At 61.7% G+C, this 14,110-nt stretch carries 8 protein-coding genes; 1 reads left to right on the forward strand and 7 read right to left on the reverse strand.

The window, feature by feature from the left end:
• Nucleotides 1-69: 69 nt before the first annotated feature.
• From C8C89_RS02950 to hppD, 6 genes are all read right to left on the reverse strand, one after another.
• Complete coding sequence (locus C8C89_RS02950) at nt 70-1,236, reverse strand: glycosyltransferase (protein ID WP_243857881.1); 1,167 nt, start codon at nt 1,234-1,236, stop codon at nt 70-72.
• A gap of 85 nt (nt 1,237-1,321) precedes the next feature.
• Nucleotides 1,322-3,118: a M14 family metallopeptidase gene (locus tag C8C89_RS02955; protein ID WP_133988842.1), complete on the reverse strand. Its 1,797-nt coding sequence runs from the start codon at nt 3,116-3,118 to the stop codon at nt 1,322-1,324.
• Nucleotides 3,119-3,242: 124 nt separating this feature from the next.
• Nucleotides 3,243-5,963 (reverse strand): TonB-dependent receptor, encoded by a 2,721-nt coding sequence (locus C8C89_RS02960; RefSeq protein WP_133988843.1) that lies wholly within the window; start codon nt 5,961-5,963, stop codon nt 3,243-3,245.
• A 163-nt stretch (nt 5,964-6,126) separates the two neighbouring features.
• Nucleotides 6,127-7,647 carry a S41 family peptidase gene (locus C8C89_RS02965; RefSeq protein ID WP_133988844.1) on the reverse strand — a complete coding sequence of 507 codons (1,521 nt, stop codon included), beginning with the start codon at nt 7,645-7,647 and terminating at the stop codon, nt 6,127-6,129.
• 123 nt (nt 7,648-7,770) lie between these two features.
• Nucleotides 7,771-11,367 carry an indolepyruvate ferredoxin oxidoreductase family protein gene (locus C8C89_RS02970; RefSeq protein WP_101483540.1) on the reverse strand — a complete coding sequence of 1,199 codons (3,597 nt, stop codon included), beginning with the start codon at nt 11,365-11,367 and terminating at the stop codon, nt 7,771-7,773.
• 207 nt (nt 11,368-11,574) lie between these two features.
• Entirely contained in the window at nt 11,575-12,702 is a 1,128-nt protein-coding gene (gene hppD / locus C8C89_RS02975; RefSeq protein ID WP_101483539.1) for a 4-hydroxyphenylpyruvate dioxygenase, read from the reverse strand.
• A 125-nt stretch (nt 12,703-12,827) separates the two neighbouring features.
• On the opposite strand from hppD, the gene C8C89_RS02980 reads away from it, so the two are divergent.
• Nucleotides 12,828-13,352: an Lrp/AsnC family transcriptional regulator gene (locus C8C89_RS02980; protein ID WP_070220829.1), complete on the forward strand. Its 525-nt coding sequence runs from the start codon at nt 12,828-12,830 to the stop codon at nt 13,350-13,352.
• Here C8C89_RS02980 and C8C89_RS02985 read toward each other — a convergent pair.
• A complete protein-coding gene (locus tag C8C89_RS02985; protein WP_133988845.1) occupies nt 13,344-14,057 on the reverse strand; it encodes a GNAT family N-acetyltransferase in 714 nt (237 codons plus the stop codon). The genes C8C89_RS02980 and C8C89_RS02985 overlap by 9 nt on opposite strands.
• Nucleotides 14,058-14,110 lie beyond the last annotated feature (53 nt).

The raw sequence follows: 14,110 nt of genomic DNA on the forward strand, positions 1-14,110 counted from the left end.
AGTCGATGCGCGCGCGTATCTCGTCGAGATTGGAAGGAGCGCAGGCTGATCACGGTCGTGATGCCCTTGTTATCGAAGAGCGGCGCCAGCGCGCCCGTCGTCCAGTACCAGCGCCAGCACGTCGCAGGCGGCGCGCGGGCGGCCCAGGGCCAGGGCCTTGGCGCGCATGGATTGCAACTGCTGCGGATGGTCGAGCAAATGGCGCACGCGATATTCCAGGGTCACGGCATCGAAGGCCTTCAAGGCCACGCCCTGTTCCAGCAGATAGTCGGCGTTGCGCTCTTCCTGGCCGGGAATCGGCGCATTGACGATCATGGGCAAGCCCAGGGCCAGGCATTCCGAGGTGGTCAGCCCGCCCGGCTTGGTGATCACCAGGTCGGCACAGGCCATCAGGCGCTCGACTTCGCTGGTAAAACCTTGCGCCAGCAAGCGGCCCGGGTACTGGCTGGCCAAGTCCCGCAACGCCGCCAGCGCGGCGGCATTTTTCCCCGCCAGCACGATCAGCTGGAAGTCGCCGTCCAGCGCCAGCAGGCGCGCGGCGACGGTCTCCAGGCTGCCCAGGCCGGCCCCGCCGCCCATCAGGAGGATGGTCGTGCGCTGCGGGTCGAGGCCAAATGCCTGCGCGCACTGCACGCGCTCCGGCACTTGCGCGAACGCGGGCATGATCGGGATGCCCGTCACGTGGATGCGGTCGGCGGGGATGCCTTCGTGGCGCATGCGGAACGCCACCTCGTCGGTGGCGGCAAAATAGCCCTGCATCCGTTCTTGCACCCACATGCGGTGCAAATCGAAGTCGGTGACCTGTACCCAGACGGGGCACGCCAGCTGTTCCTGGCGCAGCGCGCGCGACAGCAGTTCCGCCGGCAGGAAATGCGTGCAGATGATGGCGTCGGGCTGGAAGGCGGCGATCTGCGCCATCAGGGCGCGCGTGTTGAGGCGCTCGATGCCACGGCGCAGGCGCTGCATGGAGCTATCCTTGGGCGCGTCATGGCTGGCATGATAGAGATAGCCCCACAGCGCGGGTGCCTTGTTGACCAGCTTGATGTAAAAATCCGTGTACAGCTTGCGGAATGCGGGCGTGACAAAGTCCATCACATCCAGATGACGGGCCTTTGCCGCGAGACCGGTGCCGTCATCGCGCGCCGCATATGCCTCGATGGCTTGCGCCGCGCGCATGTGGCCGGCGCCGGCAGAGAAGCTCAACAGGAGAATTTTTTTCTGCTTTTTTTCCGTCATGGGAAACCGATGCATGGAACAGGTGGCCGCTGACGCGGAGGATTGGAAGGCTGGCATTTTCGCATCACGGTCATCATGGGCCTTATCAATCCATGAAACTGACGGGCGCCACGTCGACACGCATGACCGGATACAGGTTCAGCCGCTCATCCCACGAGGCGTGGCGGCGGGCGAAAAATTCCAGGCGCGCATGCGGATTCTTTGCAAACGCGGGCTCGTCGGCCAGCTTCTGCCGGAATTGTGCCGCCAGCGCCGGGTCGGCCGCCATCTGCGCGCGCGCCACATCCTCGGCCACATAGTCTTCCATGTATTCCTTGCGCTCGAACGCGGTGTTGAAGCTGCCCCAGGCCAGCAGCGAATCGGGCGCGCGCGGTTCGAGCAGCGCCATCACCAGGCGCGCCTTCGGCTGGTTGACGGGCACGTACAGCACGCCCGCATCGACCAGGCGCTCTTCCTTTTGCCATTCGCCCTGTACCGCCAGCGTCTGGCGTCCTTCGAACGACTGCGCGCCAAACTTCACTTGTGTGGCGCGGAAGACTTCCACATTCTGCCTGGCGATGATGCTGCTCATTTCCTGGTAAGCGATGCCGTGCTGGCGCAGTTTGGCGCCCACCATGGCCGCCTGCGCGCGCGGCACCAGGTAGCCGGCCTTCGGCGCGGCCGCCTGCAGGTCGGGCACGATCTCGTCGCGCAAGGGCACGTTCCAGATTTGCGGCGTCTTTTCGTCATAGCGCGTCATCAGCGCGCCCGAGACCTCGGACGGCGTACGCGTATAGGCATAGCCGCGAAACGCGATCATGCGGCTTTTCTCCGTGGTCTTGTAGCTGAGGGGAAGCTGGCTGCCGGCCAGCTGCATCGCGCGCATGTCCGCCTCCACTGCGGTCTGCTGCCATGCGGCACCGTGCTGCGCCATGTGCGACAGCAGGGAAATGATGGTGTTGCGCGTGATGCGCACACGGGTCGGGTAGTCCTTCCACGAGTGGGTTTCCACCAGCACGCCGAAACGGTTACGTAACAGGAAATAGCCGTGCGAAAAGCGCGGATTCGGCGTCGAATCGACAAAACCCGACTGGGGATTGTCTTCCTCGGCAAACGACATGTAGAACGGCTTCGGATCGGAACCCTGCTTTGCCAGGTCGGCAAGCACGCCGTCGCGCAGGGCCGTCCCCGCCACACGCAAGGCCGCATCGCCCGCGTGCACGGGTTCGACCTGGATCGAGATATCGGGTTCGAACTGCGCGCCGTCCGTCACGTGCAAGTCCACGTAAGCCAGAGGATCCCAGGCATTGACCAGCGCCAGCATGTGCTGCATCTCGGGAGAGTCGGCCTTCATGTAGTCACGGTTCAAATTGAAATTCTGCGCCGTGCTGCGCCAGCCCATTTCCTGCGGCCCCCGCTGGTTCGGGCGGTTCCAGGCAGCAAAGCGCTCATGGCCGTCGACATTCAGCACCGGCACGAATAGCAGCACCTGCTTGTCCAGCGCGCCGGCGGCCGCCTTGCCTTCCAAGACTTCGCGCAGGGCCAGGAAACCGGCATCCTTGCCGTCGATTTCGCCCGCATGGATGCCGCCCTGTACCAGCAGTACCGGTAACTTGCGCAGCTTGGCCGCCTCCGGCGTCAGCGCTCCCGTGTTGGAAACGGCCAGCGCCAGCATGCGTCGTCCTTCCGGCGTGCGGCCAAATTCAAAGCAGCGCACCTGTTTCGGATGGTGCTCCTCGAAGCGCTGGCACAAGGCTTCCACCTCCTCGTAGCGGCCGGTCTGCTGGAAACCCGAGTACTCGGCCACCGTCCTCAGGGAAAACTGCCGCATATCGCGTGCGGCATGCGCGTTGACGGAAAACAGGGAAAACACGGCGGCGGACAACAGGACATGGCGTAGCATCGGGCTAGCTCCATCAAGAAGGACAAGCGGGCAATTATAGAGTGGCGGTCAGGTAAAAACGCAGCGGCCAATAAAAAAGCCGGAACAGCGTCAGCTGCTCCGGCCTTGTTCTGGCAAGCGTGAGTTACGAGCCAAAATGGTAGTTGAACTCGATCCATCCCTGGCGGCCTTGCGGGCTGTAATTGCCGATTGGGTAGTACGGCCAGCCATTGCTGGTATCGCGCTTGATCTTGTCGAACACATTGTTGACGATCAGCGAGACGGTGGCGCGGTCATTGATGCGGTAGACGGTGCTGATGTTGGCCAGCGCCGTTGGCGTCAGGTAGCCGGTGCCGGCGGCATTCGGCACCTTGCCGTAGCGGCTGACCAGCAAGGTATTCGACCAGTCGCCAGCCGCCCAGTTGACGCTCAGGTTCAGCTTGTCAGGCCAATCCATGTTCGTCATCGATTTGGTTTCGTCGGTCTCTTCATCGCCGACGAATTGCTGCGATTTCTTGCTCAGCACCCGGGCGTAGTTGGCCTTGAAGGCAAAACGGCCATAGTCTGTCGTGCGCAGCAAATACTTCAGGCTGATGTCGACGCCGCTGCTGCTTTGCTTGGCTGCGTTGATCGGGTTGACGGTGATGGTCTTGATCTCGCCCGCCTTGTTCAAGGCATTGGCCGCGTAACGCTCGATGCGGCCCACGGTATCGACGCAGGTCGGCGAGCCGATGTCGGCCTTGCCCAGGCGGCAGTCGGATTCATCGCGCAGCAGCTTGTCGGCGCTCAGGTTGGTCACCAGGTCGTCGATCTTGATGCTCCAGTAGTCGACCGAGACGTCGAAATTGGAACTCGGCGACCAGACGGCGCCCACGCCGAAGGACTTGCCCTTTTCCGACTGCAGGTCGCGGCTGCCGTTTTGCACGTAATCGGCGCCAGGCGATTTATTGGCATATTCGCAGCCTTCGATGGCTTGCCCGGCAGCGTCGCAACGGTAGTAGTCGGTGGTGCTCGAATAATAGCCTTTGCCGCGGGCCTGGTAGATGTAATTCATGTCCGGCGCGCGGAAGCTGGTGGCGTAGTTGGCGCGGAACAGCAGCTCGGGCGCCGGGCGCAGTTCCAGCCCGCCGTTGTAGGTGAACTTGCCTTCCTTGCGGCCGGCAAAGCTGTAGCGGTCATAGCGGCCAGCCAGGGTACCCGTCAGCTTTTCATGCAGCGGCACATTCAATTCCGCGCCCAGCGCATAGCGCGAACGGGTGCCGGCTGTGGTGCCCGAACCGGTGGCGATATTGAAATAGCCTTCATCGATGCGCGCATCGGGTTCGTTGCTGAAGCCCTGCTTGCTCGCTTCAGCTATCGTGGCGATTTTCACCGTGCCGGCAGGCAGCTGGAACAAGTCGCCATTCGTAGCCAGGCTCAGCGTATTCGTCCATGCCTTGTCATTGCTGTCGCTGTAACCGCTGATACTGTCGAATTCGGCGGGCGTCAGGCGGCGAGACAGGCGCGCCGCATCCGGTGCGTAGATGGCCACGCCCTTGGCATCCGTGCCCAGCTTGGGTCCCAGGAAGAAGCTGTCGATGTTCGACAATATGCGCGGCGTGTGGCCTTCGCTCTTGTAGACAGACGCGTTGTAGTTGGCTTCATACTGCCATGCGGTGCCCGGGATGCGGCCCTTGGCGCCCAGCGAGATGGCGGTCGCCATGTCGTCCCAGCTGCGTTTGTAGCGCTGCACGCCGCCGATTTCCTCGGGCGACATGAAGCGGGTCCACTCTTCGTAGGCACCGCTGTTCTGGTTCAGGAAGTAACCGTTGCCCAGCGAGGCCGAGGTCCACGACGGGCCGCGCGTCGTGTTGACGGTCTTGTTCTTGCCAAGCAGGAAGTCGGCAAACAAGGTCGTATCGGCATCGAGCTCGTAATTGGCGCTGCCAAACACGTTCTGGCTGCTATTTTTGGTCTGCGTGGTCCAGTAAGTGGGACGGGCTTTCGGGCTGGCGCAATAGCTGCCATTTTTTGCCGTGTACTTGCTGACGCTGCCGCCGAACATGTCGCCAAACTGGCTGCAAGTGTCGCCCAGGTCCACATAGCGGCCGGACGTGCCTGACGCCATCACGCGGCGCGAAGCGACCGTGGTCGGCACGCCCGAGCGGCTGGTCATGAAGTCGCGGTCCATGCTCCACAACGGATCGCGCTCGCTCAATTCCACGCTGAACAGGGTATGCAGCTTGTCGAAATTGCCGCCGCCCGTCAGCTGCACGCGCTGGTTGCCGGCGCCGCCACGCGAGGTGCCGCCCAGCTTGACGTTGATATCGAAACCTTCCGCCTGTTTTTTCAGGATCACGTTGACCACGCCGGCGATCGCGTCCGAGCCATAGATGGCCGAGGCGCCGCCGTTGAGGATCTCGATGCGATCGACAATGCTAGACGGGATGTTCGCCAGGTTGGTGAAGTTGACGGCGCCGTCATAGGCGATGGGGAAGTCGGCCAGGCGGCGGCCATTCAGCAGGATCAAGGTATGGTTCGGACCCAGGCCGCGCAGGCTGATGGTATTGGCCGACGGCGTGAAGGTATTGCCGTAATCTTCGCCTTGCGTAAAGCCGCTGTTCTGCACCTGGCTGGTCAGCGCGTCGAAGACGTTCTTGTAGCCCTGCTTGGTGATTTCATCGCCGGTCAGGATGGTGACGGAGGACGGGCCTTCCAGGCTGGCGCGGGGAATGCGCGAACCGGTGACCACGACGGCTGGCGGGGTGGCCGCCGGCTGCTGATCCGCTGTGGGCGCTTGCGTTTGCGCGTGCGCCTGCCATGCGGTGCCGCCCAGGATGGCCAGTACGCCAAGGCTGAGCGGTGTTAACTTGAACTGTTTCGACATCGTTGCGCTTCTCAAGGTGGGAGAAAAGCGGCAAGATAGCAAAATGCCAGTCATTCCAGAACGAATGGATTCATCTTTCTATATATCAAAATTGTTATATAGAAAGATTCATGAGCAGGAAAACGCCAAGCGCTGAGGCTAGCTCATGGCAGAAACATGCGCTTTAACGGCGCATGATGGCAATTTCCTTGTAAGACGGCCGCAACAGGCGCGTGGCTGTGTCGACCGGATTCTCCATCGAACTCAACAGCCTGGTCGCGCCCGTGGCCGGGACGCAGCTGCCGCTGCTGCGGTAGCGCAGCGCCGCCGCCAGCATGCCTTCTGCGGCGTCACCCAGCTGGTGCTGATAATCGTCCGTCACGTCGCAGGTAGGCGCCATGCCATCGGCATAGTCGCCAAAGCCCTTGGCGTTGACACCCTGGAACTGCACGGCGAAATAGGTGGTGCCGCAATTCGGTGCAGGGTAAAAACCGTAGGGCTTGCCGCACGTCGTACCGCCGATCAAGTTGACTTGCACATCCACGCCGCGCAAGCCGTTGATGATGGCTTCACTGGCGGAGCAGGTATTGCCCGTTGTCAGCAAGGTCACCCGCTTGAGACCCAGCGAAGGCAGCGCCGTCCCCTTGGGCAGGGGGTTCGGCCCGCCGAAACCCTGGCTTTGCGCATGGAATGGCATGGGCGCTTCCGGCGTGGTCTTGTCATTGAAGAGCACCTGCTCGAAGGTCTTGCCGGTGGTGACTTGCGGACCTGCAATCATGTAAGCGAGCTCGCTGGCGACATCGAGGTAGCCGCCGCCGTTGTAGCGCACGTCGAGCACCAGGTCGCTGATGCCGGCAGCCTGGAAGCGGCGCATGGTCTCGACCAGCTGGCGCTCGGCCACGTTGTTATGCGTATTGAAGGTCAGGTAGCCCACCTTGCCCGTGGGCGTGTCGATGATGCGCTCGTTCTGCACGGCGCTGGTGCTGACCTCGACGGCCTGCAGGGTGGCGCTCAGCGCCGTCCCACCACGGCTGAATCCCAGCGTGTGCGTGCCTTGCGCTGCAGGGAACAGGCCCGCGTTGATGATATTCACGCTGGCCGTATCGGGGGCATTGACGAAATCGGTTCCGTCGACGGTTTGCAGCACGTCGCCGCGCCGCAAGCCCGCCAGCGCCGCCGGCGAACCCGGCTCGACGATGGAGATCACGGCCTTGCGCGGCGGCGTGGTCTGTGTGATGGCCAGCAGCATGCCGTAACCCAGTTCCACGCCGTTGAGCGAGGCTTCCCATTCCGCCGTCGTATACGTGAAATGGAACTGGTCCTTGGGCTTGCCGGACGCCGTCGTGGCAGTCGTTTTGAGCACATCGAAATACGCCTTCGGCGTGGCAAAGCTTTGCGGCAGGTACGAGGTCGGCACTTCGCGGTACCACAGATACGTTTCATCGATCCAGCTGCGCACCCAGGTCAGCTCATCGAGCAAGGTGCCCGGCTTGTCGATGCTGCTGCCGCTGCGCGGCGCCGCGCAACGGTTCACCACCGTGGATGCAGCGACCAGCGCCGTGGGGCCCGTCGGCGCCACGGGCGGGACGACGGGTGCACTATCGCTGCCACCGCCACCGCCGCAGGCACTCAACAGCAATGCAAGAGCAAGAGCAGGAGGACGAGCAAGGGGAACCGCCAGGGCGGAAAAGCGCAAGGAAGGCATGACAAACTTTCCAGAAAGAAATTATCGAAAAATTATAATGCGTTTTACAAACAGGCGTTGTTTTCTTTGACACAAAAAAATGGCGCCCGCAGGCGCCATTGTTACAGCGTAAAGTTCACTCCATCACGCCACGGTGGCCGCCACGGGCGCTGCCACGACGGGCGGCAGCGGCGTTGGCGCGTTGAAGGCGATCAGCAGACTCGCTTCCTTCTCTTTCGCCGCCTTCAAATGACGCTCCTTCACATGGCCATAGCCGCGGATGTCTTCCGGGATGCTGGCAATGGCCACGGCTTGCGCCAGCTTGGCCGTCGTCAGTTTCGGCAGCAAGCCGCCAACCGTCGCGCGGTATTCGGCAATCAGCGCGCGTTCCATCTTGCGCTCGGCCGTATGGCCGAACACGTCGAAGGCCGTGCCGCGCAAGCCCTTGAACTTGGCCAGCACGCCGAACGCCTTCAGCATCCACGGGCCATATTCCTTCTTGATCAGATGGCCCTGGGCATCCGTTTTCGCCATGATCGGCGGCGCCAGGTGGAACTTGAGCTTGATGTCGCCTTCGAACATGGCGGCGATCTTCGCCTGGAAGGCGCCGTCCGTGTACAGGCGCGCCACTTCGTACTCATCCTTGTAAGCCATCAGCTTGTAGAAGTAGCGGGCCACGGCTTCCGTCAGGCGCAGATGCGGGCCATTCAGGGCGCTTTCGGCGGCGCGCACCTGGCCGACGAAGTCCAGGTACTGCTGCGCATACGCGCGGTCCTGATAGGCAGTCAACAGGGCCACGCGCTTTTCGATCACATCGTCGAGCGTGTCAATGCGCTTGAATTCCACCACCTTGGCGGGGGTTGTCATGCGCACCAGGCTGGCCGTATCGTGGGCGCCCGCGCGGCCCCAGTTGAAGGCGGCCTTGTTGAACGCCACCGAGACGTTGTTCAAGTCGATGGCCTTCATGATGGACGCTTCGGTGAGCGGTACCTTGCCCTTTTGCCAGGCATAACCGAGCATGAACATGTTCGTCGCGATGGAGTCGCCCATCAGCGCCGTGGCGATCTGGCCCGCATCGATGAAGTCCACGTGGTCGCTGCCGCAGGCCTTTTCGATTTCCATGCGCGCGGAAGCGCCTGGGAATTGCCAGTCCGGGTTTTTCACGAAGGCGGCCGTCGACGAGCTGGTCGAGTTGATCATGGCCCAGCTGCGTCCTTCTCCCATGCGCGACAGGGCATCGCGGCTGGCCGTGACGATCAGGTCGCAGCCGATCACGAGATCGGCCGCACCGGTGCCGACGCGGGTCGAGTGGATGTCTTCCTGGCGGTCAGCCAGGCGCACGTGCGACATCACGGGGCCGCCTTTTTGCGCCAGGCCGCTCATGTCCAGCACGGAACAGCCCTTGCCTTCCACGTGGGCCGCCATGGCCAGGATCTGGCCGACGGTGACCACGCCCGTGCCGCCAATGCCGGTCACTAAAATGCCGAATGGTTCCGCCGTCGAGGGAATGACGGGTGTCGGCAAGGCCGGCACCGCCGGTGCATCCTTGTCGGCGCCAGCCGCCTTCTTCGGCTTCTTCAAGCCGCCGCCTTCCACCGTGACAAAACTTGGGCAGAAGCCCGTCGTGCACGAGAAATCCTTGTTGCAGGACGACTGGTTGATCTGGCGCTTGCGCCCCAGTTCCGTTTCCAGCGGTTCCACCGACAGGCAGTTCGATTGCACGGAGCAGTCGCCGCAGCCTTCGCAGACGGCTTCGTTGATGACGGCGCGCTTGGCCGGATCCGGATACTCATTGCGTTTCCGGCGGCGGCGTTTTTCCGAGGCACAGGTCTGGTCGTAAATCATGGCAGACACGCCGGGCATGTCGCGCAGTTCGCGCTGCACGTCCATCAGTTCCGAACGGTGGCGCACGGTGACGCCTTCCGCCCAGGCGTAATCGTCCGGGTACTTTTCCGGTTCGTCCGTGACAACGATGATGGGACCGACGCCTTCGGCGGCGATCTGGCGCGAAATGATGGCCGGAGACAGGGGGCCGTCGAATTCCTGGCCGCCCGTCATCGCTACCGCATCGTTGAACAGAATCTTGTAGGTGATGTTCACCTTGGCCGAGACGGCGGCGCGGATGGCCAGGATGCCCGAGTGGAAATACGTGCCGTCACCGAGGTTGGTAAACACGTGCTTTTCATTCGTGAACGGCGCCTGCCCCACCCAGGTGACGCCTTCGGCGCCCATATGGGTAAACGTCGACGTCTCGCGGTCCATCCACAGCACCATGTAATGGCAGCCGATGCCGGCCAGCGCGCGCGAGCCTTCCGGTACCTTGGTCGAGGTATTGTGCGGGCAGCCGGAGCAGAAGAACGGCGTGCGGTCTTTCTGCGGATCGGGTTTCGCGCTGATCGCTTTCAGCACATTCTCTTTGGCTTCCAGGTAGGCGATGCGTTCCTTCACGCGCTGCTCGACGGGATGCCCGGCGTAGTAGCGCGAAATGCGGCTGGCAATCGCGCGGGCGATCATGGCCGGGTTCAGCTCATACGTGGCCGGCAGCAGCCAGTCGCCGTGTCCCGTGCCCTTCTGGTTGCTCCATTCGCCCGTGTCGTCGAACTTGCCGACCACGCGCGGACGCTCGCCATCCTTCAGGTTGTACAGTTCTTCCTTCAGCGCGTATTCAAGGATTTGGCGCTTTTCTTCCACCACGAGGATTTCATCGAGACCCTTAGCGAATTCGTGCACGCCGTCCGCTTCCAGCGGCCAGGTCATGCCGATCTTGTACAGGCGGATGCCGATGTCGGACGCCGTCTGCTCGTCGATGCCCAGGTCGGCCAGCGCCTGGCGCGTGTCCAGGTAGGATTTGCCGGCCGTGATGATGCCGATGCGCGCCTTCGGGCTGTCCCAGATGATTTTATTGAGCTTGTTGGCACGCGCATACGCCAGCGCCGCATACCATTTGTAGCTGTTCATGCGCACTTCTTGTTCCAGCACCGTGTCGGGCCAGCGGATGTTCAGGCCACCTGCCGGCATTTCGAAGTCGGTCGGTAACACGATCTGCACGCGGTCCGGGTCGAAATCGACGGCGGCGCCCGACTCGATGATGTCGGTCACGCATTTCATCGATACCCACAGGCCCGTGTAGCGGCTCATGGCCCAGGCGTGCAAGCCGTAGTCGATGTATTCCTGCACCGACGACGGGTACAGCACGGGGATGCCGCAGGCGTTCAGGATATGGTCGGACTGGTGCGCGGTGGACGAGGATTTGGCCGCATGGTCGTCGCCGGCCAGCACCAGCACGCCGCCGTGCTTGGCGGAACCGGCGTTATTGGCGTGCTTGAACACGTCGCCGCAGCGGTCGACGCCAGGGCCCTTGCCGTACCACATGCCGAAGACGCCGTCGTATTTCGCGTCTTCGAACAGATTCGTTTGCTGCGTGCCCCAGACAGCCGTGGCGGCCAGGTCTTCGTTCAGGCCCGGGTGGAATTTGACGTGGTGTTCATCGAGGTATTTCTTGGCCTTGATCGCCGTCATGTCGACGGACGTCACAGGCGAACCGCGGTAACCGGTGATATAGCCGGCCGTGTTCAGGCCAGCCTTGAGGTCGCGCTCGCGCTGCAGCATGGGCAGGCGGATCAGCGCTTGCGTGCCCGTCATGAAGGCGCGTCCACGCTCCAGCGTGTATTTGTCGTTCAGGGAAATCTCGGACGCGTGCGCGCCCGGCTCAAGACTCGAGCCCTTGATTGGTGCATTCATTACTTGTCTCCATTGTTCTCTGTGCTACGCGTGCAAAGTCGGTTGAACTCACACGTACCGGCCGCGCTTTGTGAGCAATGCCGGTGCGGAAAAATGACTTGTTTGTCGTAGACTACCACAGGAATGCGCGCAGTTCTTTGCTGCACTGCACTCCCGCGTCGCTGCCTTTTTGCTACTATTTTTACTACTACTTGCTACAAAGCAACATTACGCCGCATTCGTATCTTTCAGCACGCCTCGCTTGATCTGGTCCAGCTCGATCGACTCGAACAGGGCGCGGAAATTGCCCTCGCCGAAGCCCTGGTCGCCCTTGCGCTGGATGATCTCGAAGAAGATCGGACCGATCACCGTCTGCGTAAAAATCTGCAGCAGCAGTTCGCGTTCCGTTTCCGTGCTGTGGCCATCGATCAGGATGCGCAGGCGGCGCAGTTCTTCCAGCTGCTCGCCGTGGTTCGGCAGGCGGCGGTTGACCAGTTCATAGTAAGTTTCAATCGTGTCCTGGAAATCGATACCTGTATCGCGCATGCCTTGCACGGAAGAGTAGATATTGTCCGTGCCCAGGGCGATGTGCTGGATGCCTTCGCCATGGTACTGGTCCAGGTATTCGGCGATCTGCGACTTGTCGTCCGACGATTCGTTGATCGGGATGCGGATCTTGCCGCAGGGCGAAGTCATGGCCTTCGACTTGAGGCCCGTCAGCTTGCCTTCGATGTCGAAATAGCGCACTTCGCGGAAGTTGAACAGGCTTTCGTAGAAGCTCGCCCATTCCTTCATGCGGCCACGGTGCACATTGTGCGTCAGGTGGTCGATATACGTCAGGCCATGGCCGACGGGGTTGGCGACAGCGCCGGGAATGGCGACGAAATCGACGTCATAGATGCTGATGTCGCCGATGCCGCCCGGCGCGGCAGCGCCTTCCTTGTCGGCACCCTTGCCGCGCCAGCGGTCGACGAAGTACAGCAGGGAATCGCCCACGCCCTTGATGGCAGGGATATTGAGCTCCATCGGGCCCGTTTTATTGTCGAAACCCCAGGCGCCCAGTTCCAGCGCGCGGCGGTACACAAAGGCCGCGTCGTCGACGCGGATGGCGATGGCGCACACGGATGGGCCGTGGTGGCGGGCAAAACGCTGCGCGAACGAATCTTGTTCGGCATTGATGATGAAATTGATGTCACCCTGACGGTACAGGGTCACATCCTTGTGGCGGTGGCGCGCGATGGCCGTGAAGCCCATGTTCTCGAACAGCTTGCCCAATGCTTTTGGGTCTGGTGCTGCATACTCGACGAACTCGAAACCATCGGTACCCATCGGGTTATCCCAAGGCTGAAATTGCATGATGTCTCCTCCAAGAAGTAGCGCACAGTATAGGCGTGGGTCACGGGCATTAAATGCCAAAGATCTCCCGAACAATCATGATTTGCGCAATAATATTGCGTGAAACGAGAACCACCGGAGGAAGCATGAGCAAAATTACGCTGGATAAAACGGACCGCAAGATCCTTGCCGTCCTGCAGGCCGATGGCCGCCTGTCCAATCAGGACGTGGCCGAACAGGTCAGCCTGTCGCCGTCGCCATGCTTGCGCCGCGTCAAACGGCTGGAAGAAGCGGGCGTCATCCGCCAGTACGTGGCCCTGCTGGACCCGGAAAAGATCGGCCTGGGCTTGCTGGCCTATGTGAATGTGCGACTGGAAAAGCACAGCGACGCCACCGCCCACAGCACGGCAAGGGTACTGGCGCCCAACCTGGTGACGAATACCTCGCCGCGCGCCGACTTCGCCGTGGCCGTCGCGCATTGGCCCGAAGTCGTGGCTTGCTATGCGATGACGGGGGAAATGGATTATCTGCTGCGCGTGCACGTGGAAGACATGGAGCACTTTTCGCGCTTCATGATGGCGACATTGCTGCGCCACCCGGCCGTGCTGGACGTGAAATCGAGCTTTGCCTTGCAGCGCATCAAGGATACGACGGCCCTGCCCTTACTGTGACGGCGGTGACGGTGGCTCGGGCTTCTTCTTGCGTCCTGGCAAGCGATCCCACAGTTTGAATGCGGCGCGCGCGTTCGCCTTGAACGTGTAGTCGAACATGGCAAACTGCTCCTGCACGGCTTCCTGCAGCATGCTGGTCGGGTTCGGCGGCAATAGTTTCAAATAAGCATCAGCTTCGCCATAGTCGCGCTGGATTTCCATGCCTGCCTTCTTGGCGATATGCATCATCGTCTTGTTTGACGACAAACAATGCATGTACAGGGTATCGACATCGTTATTGCGGCAGTGAATCGCCGCCCGTTCGAACAGTTTCGAGCCCACGCCCATGCCGCGCATGGATTTCGACACGGACACGCCAAACTCGGCCACCTGCTCCTTGTCCGTCACGACACTTTTCGCCGGCGACTTGTCCTTCGGCGCGAACGCCAGATGGCCCACGCCCACCAGCTTGAACAGGCTGTTGTAGACGCCATAAATCATGTCACGCGAGAAATCCATCTTCTGCACGTACTGCGCCACCAGTTCATCGGGCAAGGCGCTGCCGAAGCGCAGCAAACGATCGCTTTTTTCGAGCGACAGGAAATGCTTCATCATGCGGCGCCGGTCGCGCTCATGCAACTGCTTGACCAGTACGGTCGGACGCCCGCCGCCGCTACGACTGAGCCAGCGGCGAAACGGATTTTGAAATAACTTGGGTAAGGTCACGACGACTCCTGGGGCGGTGCTGCGGCACGTCAGGCCGATATTGTGCAGTGCAA

It is taken from the genome of Janthinobacterium sp. 75 (assembly GCF_004365495.1).
Classification (GTDB): Bacteria; Pseudomonadota; Gammaproteobacteria; order Burkholderiales; family Burkholderiaceae_D; genus Janthinobacterium.

What these genes read in the sequence shown, in the direction of transcription:
- C8C89_RS02950 (WP_243857881.1), bottom strand. Translation starts at nt 1,236, where the DNA reads ATGACGGAAAAAAAGCAGAAAAAAATTCTCCTGTTGAGCTTCTCTGCC.
- C8C89_RS02955 (WP_133988842.1), bottom strand. Translation starts at nt 3,118, where the DNA reads ATGCTACGCCATGTCCTGTTGTCCGCCGCCGTGTTTTCCCTGTTTTCC.
- C8C89_RS02960 (WP_133988843.1), bottom strand. Translation starts at nt 5,963, where the DNA reads ATGTCGAAACAGTTCAAGTTAACACCGCTCAGCCTTGGCGTACTGGCC.
- C8C89_RS02965 (WP_133988844.1), bottom strand. Translation starts at nt 7,647, where the DNA reads ATGCCTTCCTTGCGCTTTTCCGCCCTGGCGGTTCCCCTTGCTCGTCCT.
- C8C89_RS02970 (WP_101483540.1), bottom strand. Translation starts at nt 11,367, where the DNA reads ATGAATGCACCAATCAAGGGCTCGAGTCTTGAGCCGGGCGCGCACGCG.
- hppD (WP_101483539.1), bottom strand. Translation starts at nt 12,702, where the DNA reads ATGCAATTTCAGCCTTGGGATAACCCGATGGGTACCGATGGTTTCGAG.
- C8C89_RS02980 (WP_070220829.1), top strand. Translation starts at nt 12,828, where the DNA reads ATGAGCAAAATTACGCTGGATAAAACGGACCGCAAGATCCTTGCCGTC.